13 protein-coding genes and 1 riboswitch are annotated in these 16,003 nt (G+C 72.6%); of the genes, 5 read left to right on the plus strand and 8 right to left on the minus strand.

The window, feature by feature from the left end:
- The first annotated feature begins 15 nt into the window (after positions 1-15).
- Positions 16-114, plus strand: a riboswitch (TPP riboswitch).
- Entirely contained in the window at positions 103-906 is an 804-nt protein-coding gene (gene thiD / locus A6A08_RS11800) for a bifunctional hydroxymethylpyrimidine kinase/phosphomethylpyrimidine kinase (protein ID WP_073702600.1), read from the plus strand. Its footprint overlaps the riboswitch before it by 12 nt.
- A gap of 98 nt (positions 907-1,004) precedes the next feature.
- Here thiD and A6A08_RS11805 read toward each other — a convergent pair whose 3' ends face one another.
- A complete protein-coding gene (locus A6A08_RS11805) occupies positions 1,005-2,429 on the minus strand; it encodes a sodium:alanine symporter family protein (protein ID WP_073702601.1) in 1,425 nt (474 codons plus the stop codon).
- 206 nt (positions 2,430-2,635) lie between these two features.
- Positions 2,636-2,887 (minus strand): DUF6457 domain-containing protein, encoded by a 252-nt coding sequence (locus tag A6A08_RS11810; protein WP_073702602.1) that lies wholly within the window; start codon positions 2,885-2,887, stop codon positions 2,636-2,638.
- 256 nt (positions 2,888-3,143) lie between these two features.
- Here A6A08_RS11810 and A6A08_RS11815 point away from each other — a divergent pair, with 256 nt between their 5' ends.
- The gene (locus tag A6A08_RS11815) at positions 3,144-4,310 is read left to right on the plus strand and encodes a glycosyltransferase family 1 protein (protein WP_242422353.1); all 1,167 of its coding nucleotides are present in this window, start codon (positions 3,144-3,146) and stop codon (positions 4,308-4,310) included.
- A 37-nt stretch (positions 4,311-4,347) separates the two neighbouring features.
- Here the strand turns inward: A6A08_RS11815 and A6A08_RS11820 are convergent, their stop codons facing one another.
- Positions 4,348-5,676: a pyridoxal phosphate-dependent aminotransferase gene (locus A6A08_RS11820; RefSeq protein WP_073702604.1), complete on the minus strand. Its 1,329-nt coding sequence runs from the start codon at positions 5,674-5,676 to the stop codon at positions 4,348-4,350.
- A 129-nt stretch (positions 5,677-5,805) separates the two neighbouring features.
- Between A6A08_RS11820 and A6A08_RS11825 the strand changes: the two genes are divergently transcribed.
- Positions 5,806-6,744, plus strand: coding sequence for a LysR family transcriptional regulator (locus A6A08_RS11825; RefSeq protein WP_073702605.1), 939 nt, complete (start codon positions 5,806-5,808; stop codon positions 6,742-6,744).
- A gap of 315 nt (positions 6,745-7,059) precedes the next feature.
- On the opposite strand, the gene A6A08_RS11830 is transcribed toward A6A08_RS11825, so the two are convergent.
- The 3 genes from A6A08_RS11830 to A6A08_RS11840 form a co-directional block, all read right to left on the minus strand.
- Positions 7,060-7,389, minus strand: a complete 330-nt coding sequence (locus A6A08_RS11830; RefSeq protein WP_073702606.1) for a hypothetical protein — start codon at positions 7,387-7,389, stop codon at positions 7,060-7,062.
- Between the two features lie 377 nt (positions 7,390-7,766).
- Complete coding sequence (locus A6A08_RS11835; RefSeq protein ID WP_073702607.1) at positions 7,767-9,017, minus strand: glycosyltransferase; 1,251 nt, start codon at positions 9,015-9,017, stop codon at positions 7,767-7,769.
- A 16-nt stretch (positions 9,018-9,033) separates the two neighbouring features.
- A complete protein-coding gene (locus A6A08_RS11840; RefSeq protein ID WP_073702608.1) occupies positions 9,034-9,948 on the minus strand; it encodes a DMT family transporter in 915 nt (304 codons plus the stop codon).
- Positions 9,949-10,363: 415 nt separating this feature from the next.
- Here A6A08_RS11840 and A6A08_RS11845 point away from each other — a divergent pair, with 415 nt between their 5' ends.
- Positions 10,364-11,956, plus strand: a complete 1,593-nt coding sequence (locus tag A6A08_RS11845) for a beta-N-acetylhexosaminidase (protein WP_073702609.1) — start codon at positions 10,364-10,366, stop codon at positions 11,954-11,956.
- A 52-nt stretch (positions 11,957-12,008) separates the two neighbouring features.
- Here A6A08_RS11845 and A6A08_RS11850 read toward each other — a convergent pair whose 3' ends face one another.
- Positions 12,009-13,250, minus strand: coding sequence for an alanine racemase (locus A6A08_RS11850; protein ID WP_073702610.1), 1,242 nt, complete (start codon positions 13,248-13,250; stop codon positions 12,009-12,011).
- A gap of 143 nt (positions 13,251-13,393) precedes the next feature.
- Positions 13,394-14,359 carry a glycerophosphodiester phosphodiesterase family protein gene (locus A6A08_RS11855; protein WP_073702611.1) on the minus strand — a complete coding sequence of 322 codons (966 nt, stop codon included), beginning with the start codon at positions 14,357-14,359 and terminating at the stop codon, positions 13,394-13,396.
- 253 nt (positions 14,360-14,612) lie between these two features.
- Between A6A08_RS11855 and A6A08_RS11860 the strand changes: the two genes are divergently transcribed.
- A complete protein-coding gene (locus A6A08_RS11860) occupies positions 14,613-15,971 on the plus strand; it encodes a hypothetical protein (RefSeq protein ID WP_073702612.1) in 1,359 nt (452 codons plus the stop codon).
- The last annotated feature ends 32 nt before the right edge of the window (positions 15,972-16,003 follow it).

Genomic DNA, 16,003 nt, shown 5'->3' on the forward strand with positions numbered 1-16,003 from the left:
GGGGGCCGCCGCGGCCCCCGCGGCGCGGGGTGCCGGGACACCGTCCCGGCTGAGAGCACACCCGTCGAACCTGCCCTAGTTAGCACTAGCGAAGGAACGCCCATGAGCGCGTACAACATCGTGTCCGTCGCCGGCAGCGACCCCAGCGGGGGCGCGGGGATCCAGGCCGACCTCAAGGCCTTCTCCGCGCACGGGACCTTCGGGATGACCGTGGTCACCGCGCTGACCGCCCAGTCCACGCGCGGCGTCACCGGGGTCCACCCGGTCCCGGTCGAGTTCGTCGTCCGGCAGATGGACACCCTCTTCGGCGACGCCACCGTGCACGCGGTCAAGGTGGGCATGCTGGGCACCTCCGAGGTCACCGGGGCGGTGGCCGAGGCGATCGGGCGCCACGCGCTCGCGAACGTGGTGGTGGACCCGGTGATGGTCGCCAAGAGCGGCGACCGGCTGCTGGAGTCCTCCGCCGTCGAGGCGCTGCGGAGCGAGCTGCTGCCCCGCGCGGACCTGATCACCCCGAACCTGCCCGAGGCCGCCGACCTCCTGGAGGAGCCCGAGGCCGCCGACCTGGCGGCGATGCGCGCCCAGGCCGTGCGGCTGCTGGACCTGGGGCCCCGCCGGGTCCTGCTCAAGGGCGGTCACCTGTCCGGCGGGGAGAGCGTCGACGTCCTGGTCTCCCGTGACTCCGACCCGGTCGAGTTCCGCGCCCCGAGGGTGGCCACCCGCAACACGCACGGCACCGGGTGCACCCTGTCCTCCTCGATCGCGGCCCTGCTGCCGCAGCGCCCGGACGTGGCCGCGGCGGTGGGCGACGCCAAGGCCTACCTGACCGAGGCCATCCGGCGCGCCGACGGGATCGACGCGGGCGGCGGCCAGGGACCGGTGCACCACTTCCACGCCTGGTGGTAGGAGCGGCGCATCGGCGAGGACGCGAGCGCACGAGGGGACCGGCACGGAGCCGGTCCCCCCTTTCCGCCGTCCCCCGCCCTACGGGGGAGCCGGGTCCGCTACTTGGTCACGTCCTCCATGATCACGTCCGGGTTCCTCCAGTCCGGGTGCTCGAAGAACCTGCGCGTCTCGGCCGCGATGACCGGGGACAGCAACAGGAGCCCGATGAGGTTGGGCAGCGCCATCAGGCCGTTGGCGATGTCGCTGAACAGCCAGACCGAGTCCAGGCTGGCGATCGAGCCGATGAAGATGACGGCGATGAACACCAGGCGGTAGGGCGTGACCAGCTTGCGGCCGGCCAGGAAGACCACGCACCGCTCACCGTAGTAGGCCCAGCCGAGCAGGGTCGTGAAGGCGAACACGGCGACCGCGACGGCCACGATGTAGGTGCCGACCGGGGCGAGCCCGGGGCTGAGGTTGCCCAGGCCCTCGGCGACCGCGCTGCTGGTCATCAGGGAGCCGTCCTCCCGCTCCGGCCCCGAGGCCTGCCAGACACCGGTGGTGATGATGACCAGGCAGGTCATGGTGACCACGATGATGGTGTCGATGAAGGTCTGGGTCATCGAGACCATGGCCTGGCGGACCGGCTGCCTGGTCTTGGCCGCGGCGGCGGCGATGCCGCCGGTGCCCAGGCCCGACTCGTTGGAGAAGATGCCGCGGGCGAAGCCCTGCTGGATGGCGAGCATGATGCCCGCGCCGGCGAAGCCGCCCGCCGCGGAGGTGCCGGTGAAGGCGTCGGTCACCACGAGCTGGAGCGCGGGCAGGATGGCCGCCCAGTTGACGGCCAGGACGACCAGGCAGGCTCCGACGTAGAGGATGATCATGACGGGCACCAGGGCGGAGGCGACCCGGCCGATGCTCTTGATCCCGCCGAGGATGACGGCGCCCGCGATGACGGTCAGCGCCAGGCCCACCATCCACGGCGCCAGCGGCGTGATGTTGGTGATCTGGTCGGCGACGGCGTTGGACTGGGTGCCGTTGCCGATACCGAAGGCGGCGATGGCCCCGAAGACCGCGAACGCCACGCCCAGGGTGGTGCCCAGGCCGCCGCGGATCCCGTACTTGAGGTAGTACATCGGTCCGCCGCTCTGCTCGCCCTTGGCGTCGGTGCGGCGGAACTTCACGCCCAGGAGGGCCTCGCTGTACTTGGTGGCCATGCCGATGAGGCCGACGACCCACATCCAGAACAGTGCGCCGGGGCCGCCCACGCCGATGGCGAGTGCCGCACCGGCGATGTTGCCGACGCCGACGGTGGCGGCGAGGGCGGTGCTCAGCGCCTGGTAGTGGGAGATGTCCCCCTCGACGGACGCGTCCTCCTTACGGCGGACGAGTGCGAGCCACAGTGCGTGCGGCAGGCGGAAGAGCTGGAGCAGGCGCAACCGGATCGTGAGGAACATGCCGACGACGAACAGCAGCGGGATGAGGACGAAGGGCCCCCAGATGATGCCGCTGACGATGTTCGCCATTTCGAGGAGTTGGTCCACAGGGGATCTCCCTATCGGTGAGTGTGTGGGGACGGGGTCGCCGGTACTGCGGTGCGGGGGGATCCGACGCCCTCGCGATCGCGTCGGCACTGGTGGAAGCCTTGCGATACCGGCAAAGAATCGCACCGACGCGTAACGAACGAATCACGCCTGTTCCACATGCCGGTTTCTTCGGGAACTCGCACGCTTTCCCCGCGTGCGCGCTCTCAGACGCCGCGCTCGTCGTCCTGCGCCAGGGCGAGCCTGCTGAGGACGGCCGCGGCGTCGGAGGGATCGGCTCCCCGCCCCACCGCGACGCCGAGGAGATAGGTGGTCAGGGGTGCCGCGGGCCGTGCCACGGAGTGGGCGGCGTCCCTCGCCAGGTCCAGCACCCGGTCGACGTCCGCCTTCTGGAGCGGCTCCGTACCGGTCAGATCCAGCTCTCTTCTGACCACTTCCGCCCATTCGGTGAGGGTCACCGCATGACTCCTTAGAGCAACAAATCAATTACGTGAGGCGATCATAGCCACCGGGTGATCACCCGGCGGACATACGGGCGCACGGGCGCCGTCACCGCCTGCTCGGCCAGTCCACGCCCGGCCTTCGGACACGGTTCCCCCGCGCCTGAACCGGGGTTCACCACCCGAGCCTAGCGTCGAAGGCAGCCATCCCCCGGCGTTGGGAGCCACTCGCATGTCCCCGACCGAGACCCGTAGGCCGCTTCGCGTGGCCATCGTGACAGAATCCTTCCTTCCGCAGGTCAACGGGGTGACCAACTCCGTGTGCCGTGTCCTCGACCTGTTGGCCGCACGGGGCCACGAGGCCCTGGTGCTGGCCCCCGGCCCCGGCCCCTCCTCCTACGCGGGCTTCCCGGTGGTCCGCATGCCCTCCCTGCCCCTGCCCTTCTACCGGGACTTCCCCGTGGGGCTGCCCGCCCGGCGCACGATGACCGCGGCGGTCCGGGCCTTCTCCCCCGACGTCCTGCACCTGGCCTCCCCCGCCCTGCTCGGCGCGGCGGCCGTGGAGACCGCCCACCGGTGGGCGCTGCCGACCGTGGCCGTGTTCCAGACCGACCTGCCCGGTTTCGCCGGCCGCTACCGCCTGCCCGGCGGGGACGCGCTCTGGTCGATGCTGCGGCGCACCCACGCGGCCGTGGACCGAACGCTGGTGCCGTCCTCGGCCACCATGGAGGCGCTGTCCGCCCGGGGGTTCCCGCGGTTGGACCTGTGGCGGCGCGGGGTGGACACCCGCCTCTACAGCCCCGCCCGCCGCGACGGGGAGCTGCGGCGCGAGCTCGCCCCGAACGGGGAGGCGGTCGTGGGCTACGTGGGACGGCTGGCCCGGGACAAGCGGGTGGACCTGCTGGCGCACGTGGCGCGGCTGCGCGGGATCAGGCTGCTCGTGGTGGGCGACGGCCCCGAGCGGGCCCGCCTGCGGCGGCGCCTGCCCGACGCGGTCTTCACCGGTCAGCGCACCGGGGAGGACCTGGCCCGCCTGTACGCGTCCATGGACGTGTTCGTGCACACCGGCGCCGACGAGACGTTCTGCCAGTCCGTCCAGGAGGCCCTGGCCTCGGGGGTCCCTGTGGTGGCGCCGGCCTCGGGCGGGCCGCTGGACCTGGTGGTCCCCGAGCACAACGGGCTGCTGTACGCCCCCGACTCGGTGCGCGAGCTGCGTGTGGCGGTGGGTCGGCTGGCCCACAACCGCGGGGTGCGGCGGCGGATGGCCGAGGGGGCCCGCCCGTCGGTGGAGCACCGTACGTGGGAGGCGGTGGGCGAGCAGCTGATCGACCACTACCGCGCGGTGATCGCTCCCAGCCGGGAACTGGCCGCCCGCGGCACCGGGGCGGACATGGTTCCGGCCTCCCCCGGAAGGAGCGGCCGGGGGAGGCCGGAAGAGTGAGCGTCCGCCCCGCCCCCTTCACGGGGCGGACGCGGACCTAGCTGACCGCCTGCGGCTCGTGGCCCGGGGGCTGCGCGAGGACGGAGCCGGCCGTCTCGGTGAGCAGCTCGGCCAGCACCTCGGCGAGGCGGTCCAGGTGGGTGCGGATCCACGGCAGCGCCAGCGGGTCGGTGGCGGACAGGGCGGCGTAGCGGCGCTCCTCGGTGTCGCCGTAGAGCAGGCTGGTGGCGACCCGCATGCGCAGGGCGCCGGCGCCCTCCCCGAACTCGGCGGCGGGCAGCACGCCCATGCCGAAGCGCTCCAGCAGCAGTCCGGTCAGCTCCGGGCCGGTGGTCACGCCGTACCGGTCGGCCAGCTGTTCGCGGACCGGTTCGAAGTCGGGGTAGAGGTAGAAGGCGGCCCGGGGCGCGGAGACGACCGCGCCCGCCCGGGCGAACTCCGCGGTGACCGCGTCGGCGACGATGCCGTGCAGGCGGCGGCTGCGGTCGACGTGGTCCAGGAGCTCGGCGGGTTCGGTGAAGGCGTACGCGGCGGCCTCCTGGACGGGGGCGGACGGGCTCGACCAGATCTCGCTGGCCACGCCGAGCAGTCCGCCGCGCAGGCGGTGGCCGGTCTCGGAGTCGGGCAGGCGCATGACTCCGATACGCCAGCCGCCCAGGGCCAGGTTCTTGCTCAGGCCGGTGGAGATGACGGTGCGCTCGGGCGCGTACTCGGCCGGGCTGTACACCCGTGCGGCCTCCTCGCCGGAGGTCGCGGGGTGGACGAGGTCGCGGTAGATCTCGTCGGAGATGATCACCAGGTCGAGCTCGCGGGCCACCTCGCACAGGCGGCGCACGGTGTCGGCGTCGGCCACGGTGCCGGTCGGGTTGTCGGGCAGGGTGACGATGACGGCGTTGACCGTGCGGCCCTGCTCCCGGGCGGCGGTGACGGCGGCGTACAGCAGGTCGGGCTGGGGGACCCCGCCCTGCCCGGTGGCCGTGGGGACCATGACGGGCCGCTGGCCCACCAGGCGGCTCTGCGCCGCGTAGCTGACCCAGCTGGGCGCGGCGATCGCGGTGTCGCCGCCGATCTCCAGCAGGAGGCTGTACAGGAGCGGCTTGCTGCCGGGCCCGGCGATGACCAGCGCGGGGTCCGTGGGCAGGCCGCGGCGCTCCCAGTACCCGGCGGCGGCCTCGCGCAGGGCCTCCGATCCGGCGACCGGACCGTAGGCGTTGGCTCCGTTTCCCGCGGTGAGCCGGTCTCTCATAACCGGGTGGACCGGGAGTCCGGCCTCACCGAAGCCCAGGGGAAGCACACGTACTCCCTGGCGGCGCTTCTCGGCGAGGGCCTCGTTGACGGCGAGGGTCGCGGACACAGTGACGGTCATCGATGACTCATCTCCGACTTGTCGTGTAATGCGTGGTCACACCATGAGTGAGGACTGTCACCACCACACTGCCCAGATCCAGACATCAGTACAAGCGAGTCTTTTCGATGCTGAGCGTAAGCTCTTCTTATGCTCGATCTTCGCCGCCTGAAGGTCCTCCGCGAGTTCAGCGTCCGGGGCACGATCGCGGCCACCGCGAGCGCCCTGGGCTACACGCCCTCGGCGGTGTCCCAGCAGCTGGCCGCGCTGGAGAGGGAGACGGGTGTGGCCCTGCTGGACCGGTCCGCCCGGGGCGCCGAGCTGACCGATGCCGGGCGGCTCCTGGTGAGCCAGGCCGAGGACATCCTGGCGCTGGTGGAGGCGACCGAGTCGGTGCTCGCCGAGCGGTCCGACCTCGCCCTCGGCGTGGTCACCGTCACGGCCTTCCCGACCGCGGCCGTGGCGTTCGCGCCCCTGCTCGTGCCGCGGCTGCGCCGGCACGAGGGGATGCAGCTGCTGCTGCGCCAGACCCTGCAGGCGACGGGGACCCAGCAGGTGCGCTCACGGGAGGTGGACGTCGCGCTGGTCGACGACTGGTCCGGGCAGCACCCGGGGCGCGGCCCGGACAGCGGGCTGCGGCACATCCACCTGATGCGCGATCCGATGGTGCTGGCGGTGCCAGAGGACCATCCGCTGGCCGATCCCTCCGCACCCGTGGTGCTGGAGACGCTGCTGAGCGAGTCGTGGATCGTGACGCCCGAGAGCGAGCGCTCGCGCTACGGCATGGACCGCCTCCTGTCCGAGGTGGGCGGCCTGCCCGCCTCGGCCTGGGAGTTCGAGGGGCTGGGAACGGTCCTGAGCCTGGTCTCGCGCGGCATCGGCATCGCCGCGGTCCCGGCCCTGGCGATGGCGGGCGGACCGGCGGGGCTGGTCTACCGCAGGCTGCCCTCCGCCGCGCCCGAGCGGCACGTGTACGCGGTGGTGCGCTCGGTGAGCGCGCGCCGTCCGGCGGTGCAGGTGACCCTGGCCGCCCTGCGCGACGCCTCCCGGCAGGTGAGCGGGGAGATCACCGGGACCACGGTCGCCTAGCGGACTGGCCGGAAGTGTCGCCGGCGCGACGCGAGAGGTTTCACGCTCGTCGATCTTGTCCTTGTAGCGCGATGGGGCGGGCGGTTTCTCGTGTCTGTTGCGACAACCACTTGTCCCCAAGGCGTCGAACCTCGCTATAGGTACCAGACCAGCAGCGAGGGGGAGAGCTGTGCAGGCTTTCGGTCACCGCACCGGCCGTAGCCATCCCCGGTGAGGCGTGCCGGACACAGACGCGCGGCCCGCTCGTGGCGGGCCGCGTGTCGGTTGAACCGTGTTCGGTTGCAGGGCGGTGTCCGTCCGGCACTCGCGCGCCGCTCACCCTTGGCTCTCTCTTCGGCGCGTCCGGTCGATCCGCCGGCGCAGTCTGCGGCAGACGTGCAGTGCCCGGTCACGGTCGTCCCGGGCGTTCCACCAGCGCGCGTAGGCTTCCAGTCTCCTTTTTCGCAGTGCCTCCAGCTCGGCTTCCATCCGGTTCACCCGGTGTTCCAGGTCGATGCGTTCGCGTTCGAACACCGACATGTCACGCTCGTGGAACCCCGCCTCGCGTTCGGCGCTGACGAGCCGTTCGGTGAGGCCTTCGGCGGCGTTGCCGCCGCGGGCGATCCAGCGTCGGCCGGACTGTGCACTGATGCCTTCGAACCACACAACATCTGGTGTTTCCCGCAGGGGGACAACATCACAGGTCGCTACGCAAAGAATACGGAAAGTGGCAAAGGGCTCAGACCCCCACAAACAACGCATTTCAGGTATGCCGGAGGATCGGCGTCCCACCACAGAACGCTCCCTGGGCGACCGACCTCCCACGGCGCACAGGGCGCGCACAGGGCTTTCGGGTGCCACCGGCCCCGTCCGACAACCGGGGCGACCCGGGTATCCGCCACCTCATGCGACGGTCAACACGCCACCGCGCCCAGGAGGCGACGGGGTCTCCCCCCGCGCCACACACCTGCGGGTGGCCGGCCCCGGCTCCCGGGGGCAGGCCCAGGACGCTCCCGACCCGGCCCCGGGCACGCACCCGCGGATCACACCGCGACCGGCCGCGGCCGACCGGCGGCCACCCGCTCGACCCACAGAGGCACCGGGGGCGCACCCCGCAGCCGCCTGTAGGTGTCCTCGAACCGCCCCAGCGACCGGTGGTGGTCGTGCCGCAGCGCGATCTCCCGGCTGGCCGCGCCCATGGCGCGCCGGTCCTCCTCCGGGCCGAGCACGGTGAGCAGCCGGTCCGCCAGACGCGCGTCGTCCCCCGGCGGGAAGAGGAAACCGTTGCGCCCCTCCTCCACCAGGTGCGGCAGCGCCATCGCGTCGGCGGCCACCACCGGCAGACCAGTGGACATCGCCTCCAGGGTGGCGATGCTCTGCAGCTCGGCCACGCCGGCGATGGCGAAGGCGTCCCCCGCCGCGTACACCAGCGGCAGGTCCTCGTCCGGCACGAACCCCAGGAAGAACACCCGGTCCTCCACTCCCAGCTCCACCGCCAGCGCGCGCAGCTCCGCCCCGCGCTGGCCGACCCCCGCCAGGGCCAGCTGGGCATCCCGCTCCGGCACGATCCTGGCCAGCGCCCGGATCGTGTCGCCGATCCGCTTCTCCTCGTCCAGCCGGCCCACGAACACGATCGTGTCCCGGTCGGGCAGGCCGAACCTCCGGCGCGCGACCTCCCGGTCCCCGGCCCGGGGACGGAACCGCTCCAGGTCGATCCCGCACGAGATGTCCTCGACCGTGCGGGCGAACCCCTTCTCCCGCAGCAGCCGGGCCGCGCGCGGCGTCGGCGTGGTCACGTAGTCGGCCTCGCCGGCCACCCGGATCATGTCCCTCCAGGCCAGCGCCCCCGCCGCCTCCTGCATGGGAGCGGGCACCCGTGCGTGCGCGTACAGGTTGTCCGGCATGAAGTGGTTGGTCAGCACCACCGGGATGCCGGCCGCCCGGCCCCTGCGTAGCGCCGCCCGGCTGAGCGGAAAGTGGCTCTGCACGTGCACGACGTCCGGGTCCATGCGCTGCACGATCCTGGCGATGTGCCCGCCCAGCCCCAGTGGGACGGCGGCACGCATGCTGGGCTGGAAGGGTATGGGGGCCGAGCGCATCCGGTGCTCGGTCACCGCGCCGTTGACCGTCACGTACGGCTCGCCGTGTTCGGAGGGGCACGCCACGTGGACGCGGTGTCCCCGTCCCGCCAGCCCCTCGGCCAGGCGGTGGGTGAAGTACCCGGCGCCGTTGACGTCGGGAGGATAGGTGTCGGTGGCGATCAGTACGCGCAGCGGGCGGTCGGACTGGGCCATGGTGGAACTCCTTCGTTCAGCGTGTGGGGGCATGTGGGCCGGTCCCGGCATGCCCCGGGCCCTGCGGGCCCTGCGGGGCCTCGGGGTTGCGGTGGCGCGCCTGCGCCAGCGCGATGGTCCCGGCGATCGCCAGGACGGTGAAGGCCAGCGCGCCCAGCTGGGCGGACGGGGTCTTTGGCGCCCCCTCCCCCAGGAGCAGGGCCCCGATGGCCACGCCGACCACCGGGTCGGTGATCAGGAGGGTCGCGTAGGCGGCCGAGAAGTGCCCGGTCCGGTAGGCGTTCTGCATCAGCAGGGCGCCGAAGACCCCGGTCACCACGGCGAGCGGGGTCAACCAGCTGATGACGCTGGCCCAGTCCGTGTGGGCGTTGGCGGTGATGACCCGCGCCAGCCCGGACGTGGTACCCATGGCCGCCCCGCCCGCGAGGGCGAGCAGGATGGCCCGGGCCGAGCTGTGCATCCAGTGCGCGGTGAGGTGGACGAGGGCTCCGGCGCCGAGAGCGGTTCCGGTGAGGAGCAGCGCCGCGCCGGTGGTCATGGTGGGGGTGTCGGCCGCGTGCGGGAACAGGGAGAGCACTCCGACGAGGCCCGCCATGACGGCGGTCCCGGCGATGATCTGGGAGAGGCCGACCCCGCGACCGGTGAACACGGCCGACAGCACGATGGCGAAGAGCAGGCCCGTCACACCGATCGGCTGGATGATGGTCAGCGGAGCGCTGCTGAGGGCGACCAGGTGCAGGAGGGACCCCAGGACCGCGGCGGCGCTGCCGACCATCCAGCGGGGCTGGCGGAGCAGATGCAGCAGGAAGCCCCCGCGCGCCACCTGGTGGCCCGGGGCACGGACGGCGTCGCGCTCCTGGAGGGCGGAGCCGAGCGCCAGGGTGAAGGCACCCGCCACGGCGAGCAGAATCGGCAGCAGCATCAACGCCACCGTCCCGTACGCCCCGGGGGCGTTCCCCGCATCCTCTGCATCGTGTCCTCCGACGCTCGATTCCGGCCCGCGCGCACCCGGCTGCGGATATGCCACAACGGTACGAACGGGCGTCCCGCCGCGGCGATAACGGCAGCCCCCGTCCGGAGGTGGTGCTCACCCCACCCCCTCTCGGGGCCGGACACCTCCGCGCACCCGCTCCGGCGCGGACCGGTGGCGATCCGCCGCTCCCTCCCGCCTACCCGAGGGGACGGACCTGTCACAGCACCCGCGCGGCGGACCCGGCCGCGAACGGCCGTGGGTCCGCCCCGGTCCGGCCCGTTCCGGTGGACAGGCGGCCTCCGGGGGTGTGCCTCCGCGGAGGCCCATGGCACTATGGCCGGTATTGGTCTAGACCGGATAGGAGCGGTTTCCCGTGCCTGACACCTCCCCCTTCTCCAGCCGTCCCGTCATACCCCGTCCCGTCTCGATGGTCGGAGGCGACGCCGAGCGGCTCGACCTCACCTCGTCGACCAGGGTGTCCGCCGACCTCGAAGCCCGGGGCACGCTCATGTGGCTCCAACGTGAACTCGGGGCGGCCACCGGACTGTCCCTGGCCGCCGGCGACGAGGCCGACGCCCAGATCCGGTTGAGCGTGGACGCCGACGCGGGCCTGGGCCGCGAGGGCTACCGGCTGATCGTGGACGGCGCGGGGGCCATCATCGTCGGCAACGACCCCGCCGGGGTGTTCTACGGTGCGCAGACGCTGCGCCAGCTGCTTCCCGCCGACGCCTACCGCGACGCCCCGCTGGGCGGGGCCGCGTGGTCCCTGCCCGCGGTGAGCGTCACCGACGCGCCGCGCTTCCGCTGGCGGGGGGTGATGTTGGACGTGGCCCGCCACTTCGTCCCCAAGCGCGAGGTGCTGCGGTTCATCGACCTGATGGCCATGCACAAGCTCAACGTGCTGCACCTGCACCTGACCGACGACCAGGGCTGGCGTGTGGAGATCCGCCGCTACCCGAAGCTGACCGAGGACGCCTCCTGGCGTGCCGAGAGCCAGGTGGGCGCCGGCAGGCCTCCGGTGTTCGACAACCGCCCGCACGGCGGCTTCTTCACCCAGGACGACATTCGCGAGATCGTCGCCTACGCCGACGCCCGGCACGTGGCGGTCGTCCCCGAGATCGACGTGCCCGGCCACTCCCAGGCGGCCATCCACGCCTACCCCGAACTGGGCGAGAGCGGGCGGATCCCGGTGGGCACCCAGTGGGGCGTCTTCGAGGAGGTGCTCGCGGTGACCGACGAGGTCCTGGAGTTCTACCGCAACGTCTTCGACGAGCTGATGGAGCTCTTCCCGAGCACCTACGTCCACGTGGGCGGCGACGAGTGCCCCAAGGACCAGTGGAGGGCGAGCGAGTCCGCGCAGAGGCGGATCAAGGAGGAGGGGCTGGCCGACGAGGACGAGCTGCAGAGCTGGTTCATCCGCCGGCTGGACGAGCACCTGACCTCGCGCGGTCGCCGCCTGGTGGGCTGGGACGAGATCCTGGAGGGAGGGTTGGCGGCGGGAGCGACCGTGATGTCGTGGCGCGGCGAGGAGGGCGGCGTCGCCGCCGCCCGGGCCGGACACGACGTGGTCATGAGCCCCACCCGCACCTCCTACCTGGACTACAGGCAGTCCGAGGCCCATGACGAGCCGGTGAAGGTGGGCACCCTGCTGCGGACCGAGGACGTCTACCTGGCCGAGCCGGTGCCCCCAGGCCTCACCGAGGAGGAGGCCCGGCACGTCCTGGGCGCGCAGGTGAACGTGTGGACCGAGCACATCGACACGCCGCGCAGGCTGGACTACATGGTCTTCCCGAGGCTGTCGGCCTTCGCCGAGCAGGTGTGGTCGGCCGGTGAGCGCGACTACGCCGAGTTCGAGCCGCGGCTGAGGCGGCACCTGGAGCGGCTCGACGCGGCCGGGGTGGAGTACCGCCCACTGGAGGGGCCGCGCCCGTGGCACACCCGCCCGGGCGTCGTGGGCTGGGGCTGACGGGCCGCGTCCCCGGGCACGCCCGGGGACGCCCCCAGCACCCTCAGAAGCCTCAGAAGTAGGTGGCCACCGCGTCCACCACGGTGTCCTGCTCGTCCACCACCGGGATGACGTGCCAGCGGTCGAAGGCCGTGCACGGGTGCGAGATCCCGAAGGAGACCAGGTCGCCGGGGCCGACGTCCAGCCCCGGCGGCACGCTCAGGTAGGCGTGGTGGTCGTTGAGGCCGGTCACCTCCATGCCCCCCGCCGCCACGGTGCTCCCGTCAGCGCGCCGCAGCCGGCGCGGGACCGGGAACCCCTGGTCGTGGTTGGCCTCCCGGCGTCCCAGGCCGGCGATCGCCAGGCCCTCCTCCGGGACGGAGGTGACCTGCGCCCACAGCTCCAGGGCCCCGGCCAGGGCCCCGGGCCCCTCCGGCAGGCGGCGGTAGGGGGTCGTGCGCTGGTACAGGCCGTCGTCGTGGGCCACGTAGGCGCCGCTGCGCAGGATCGGGACGATGTCGTCGCGGCCGCCGAGCTCCTCGGCGACCAGGTCGAACCACGCGCTGCCGCCCACCGACAGCACCGGCCGGGCCGTCCCGTGTCCGGCGGCCAGGGCCTCGGCGTCCCCCAGCAGCTCGCGCAGGAACCCGCGGACGCCGTCGGCGCTGTCGAGCGGTCCCTCGTACCCCGCGATCCCGGCCAGTTCCAGGCCGGGCGCGTCGGCCACGGCACGGGCCACCGCGAGCACCTGTTCGCGGGTGCGGCAGCCTGTGCGCCCGCCGGGGATCCCGCGTTCGACCATCACGCGCAGGGGGCGGCCGCCGGGCCGGTCGGCCGCACCGCGCGCCGCGGCCGCCACGCCCTCGGCGGAGTCGGCGTAGAACAGGAACTCGAATCCGGGGTCCCGGTCGAGTTCGGCGGCCGCCCAGCGCAGCACACGCTCGTCCAGCAGCTCGTTGGCGAGCAGGATCCGGCGCACGCCGAACCGGCGGAAGTCCAGGACCTGGTTGGCGGTGGCCGCGGTGATCCCCCAGGCGCCCGCGTCCAGCTGGCGCTGGACGAGGGCCGGGGCCATGGAGGTCTTGCCGTGCGGGGCGAACAGCAGGCGGTGGTGCTCTGTGAACGCGGAGAGCGCGGCGATGTTGCGTTCCAGGGCGGAGGCCCGCAGCACCATGAGCGGCCAGGTGAACGGGCCGGTGAACAGGTGGTCGCGGCGGGCCGCGAACTCCTCCAGGGTGATCGGTTCGCCCGTCCACCACAGGCCCTTGGTACGCCAGTCGACGTGTTCCTGGGGGACGGTCAGCCGGTCGCTCACGTGGTGTACGCCTCCTGTGCCTGTGCCCCGCTCCGGTCACGGCCGGGCGAGCGCCCTCCCGGGGCGGGGCCTCGGTGTGGTCCGGACCGATCATCCCACCGGTCCGGACCGGGGGCCAGGGCGCGGTCGGCGGTCGGGCGCGGTCAGCGGAACACGGACACGGGCGGGTTGACGATCCTGACGGTGGGCCGGGACCCCTCGCGGTGGGCGGCGGCGGCCTCCAGGCCGACGTCGGGGAAGTCGGTGATGAACCCGTCGACCCTCCACTTGAGGACGGCGTCCATGCGGGAGCGCTCGTTGACGGTGTAGGGCATGATCTCCAGTCCCGCGTCGTGCACGCGCTCGACGTAGGCCGCGTCGATGGTGGTGTGGTTGGGGTTGATCATCTGCGCCCAGGTGAACTCGGAGATCCGGCTCTCGGGGACCCTGCCGAGCAGGGCGTGCGGCACGGACGGCATCAGGTCCTTGGAGCGGCGCACCGACTTCCAGTCGAAGCTCTGCACGACGAGGCGCTGGGACCCGCGGGACGATCCGGCCTCCAGCCAGCCCTCGCGCCCGCCCAGTTCGGCGGCGACCTCCTTCTCCACACCGGGGTAGAGCTCGGGCGACTTGAGCTCCAGGAAGAGGTCGAGGTCCAGCTCCTCCATCCGGTCGAGGGCCTCCGCGAAGGTGGGCACCCCCTCACCCTCGAAGGAGGGGTCGAACCACGATCCGGCGTCGAGCCTGCGGATCTCGGCCATGGTGAAGTCGCCGACGCTGTAGGGACTGCGGTCGGGAAAGACGTCCTCGACGTTGGTGGTGCGCTCCAGCGTGGTGTCGTGGAGCAGGACGAGGACGTCGTCCTCCGTGCGCTGGACGTCGACCTCGACGGCCTCGGCTCCGAGTTCGTGTGCCGTGTCCAGGGAGACGAGGGTGTTCTCGGGCGCGTGGCCGGACGCTCCCCGGTGGGCGACCACGGTCAGTGGCCGCTCCGAGGGCGCGTACTCGATGGACACGGGTCTGTCCTGGCGCGGTCCCGCAGGCTCGGGGGCCTGTGCCGCGGACGACGGGCCCGCGCTGACGGCGACGGTGAACGATACGGCTGCGACGACGATCCCGATGCGCTGCACCGGACCTCCCAAGTGCGCGTGTACTGGGCGACTGCTCCCAGGCTGAGTGCGGATGGTGACCGATCGGTTACCACGTGCGGAGCAGCCGGTGATCCGCCGCCCATCATCTGGTGGGCACTCCACGAGTTCGACGACATTCTCACTTAATGCATCCATTTGATGACTTCATATGCCTTCTTTGACTCCACAGCCTCTTGATGATTACGGAGAGCCTGCGACCATCACTAGGAGTAGTCGATGGGAAGGAAGTCTCATGCGCAAGCACCACAAGAGGTGGGTCGCGCTGTTCGGCGCCGCCGCGATCGCGTCGTCGGGGTTGGTCGGGCTCCCGGGGGCGACGGCCGGCGAGAGGGACACGCGGGCGCAGAACCGGCCGGTGGCGAGCCAGAGCGCCTCCTCGTACAGCCTCGACGGTTACGAGATCGGTTACCTGCCCGAGGGGCTGGAGGAGTACGGGATCAGCGCCTCCTCCGTCACCGACCGGAAGGGCAACAAGCAGTCGCAGATCTCCTGGATCCAGGGGCCCGACCAGCTGTTCGGCCGGGTGACCGTACTGCGCTCGGAGAGCATCCAAAGCCTCGAGGACCTTCGTTCGATGCGGTACGGCCACCTGCGCGAGGGGTCGCTGCAGCGCATGGAGCGCAACGAGGCCCTGGAGCACGAGTCCTACCTGTCACAGGAGACCGGCGACCTGTTCTGGATGGAGAAGCCGGGCGTGGCCATGGCCGTGCACCTGCAGCCGGACCGGTGGGGCAGCGGCGAACTGGTCAGGATGGCGGAGTCCCTGAAGCCGGCGGACTCCTCCCCGCAGGATCCCGCGGAGGAGCCCGCCGGGGAGGGGGCTCCGTCCGAGGAGCCCACCGCCAAGGAGTCCGGCCAGGGCGGGCCCGCGGCCGGGGGCCAGGCCACCGGGGCCGAGGGCGTGCAGGAGCCCGCCGGGGGAGCGGTTCCCCTCGACAAGGTCGCGGACGGCACTCCGGCGGACGTCGCGGGCAACGCCCCCGTCGGGCGCCCCGCGGACCCGCGGCCGTCCGACGCCCCGCAGGTTCCGGAGGCTCCGCAGGCCCCCGAGGCCTCCGAAGCCCCGGCCGGGCAGGGCGAGACGCCCGCCGAGCAGGAGCAGACCCCGGCCGAACAGGGGGAGGCCCCCGCGGAGCCGGGCGGACAGGGTGAACAGGGAACACAGGACGAGGGAGCCAGGGTCCGGCAGGCCAAGGAGTGCCTCATCGGCCGGTTCGTGGACTTCGAGACCGGCGGGACCAGCCTGGACCAGTCGGGGATGGCCCCCTCCAGCGGAGCCTTCGTCGAGCGGGTCCTGGCCCAGGACCGGCTCGGCGCCGCCGAGCTCGACCGCCTGCTGGCCACCGCCTGGTACTACGGCGGGGAGAAGGACAAGACCGGCGCGGTCAGCGGCTGCGCCCGGGACCTGGCCATGACACGCGCCGAGGTGGAGGAGGCCGTCTTCGGCCTCTCCTCTCTGATCGCCGAGATCGTCCGGGAGGCCGAACAGCACGGGACCGGCTCCACCCGGACCGTCGAGCCGATCGGCGCCGAGGAGTGGCAGGCGCTGTGGGACTCCCTGCCGTGGAGCTTCCCGGCAGCGACCTCCTGACGGCACGGGGCGGAAGCGGCCCCGGACAGGGC

The organism is Nocardiopsis sp. TSRI0078 (genome assembly GCF_001905145.1).
Taxonomy (GTDB): Bacteria; Actinomycetota; Actinomycetes; order Streptosporangiales; family Streptosporangiaceae; genus Nocardiopsis.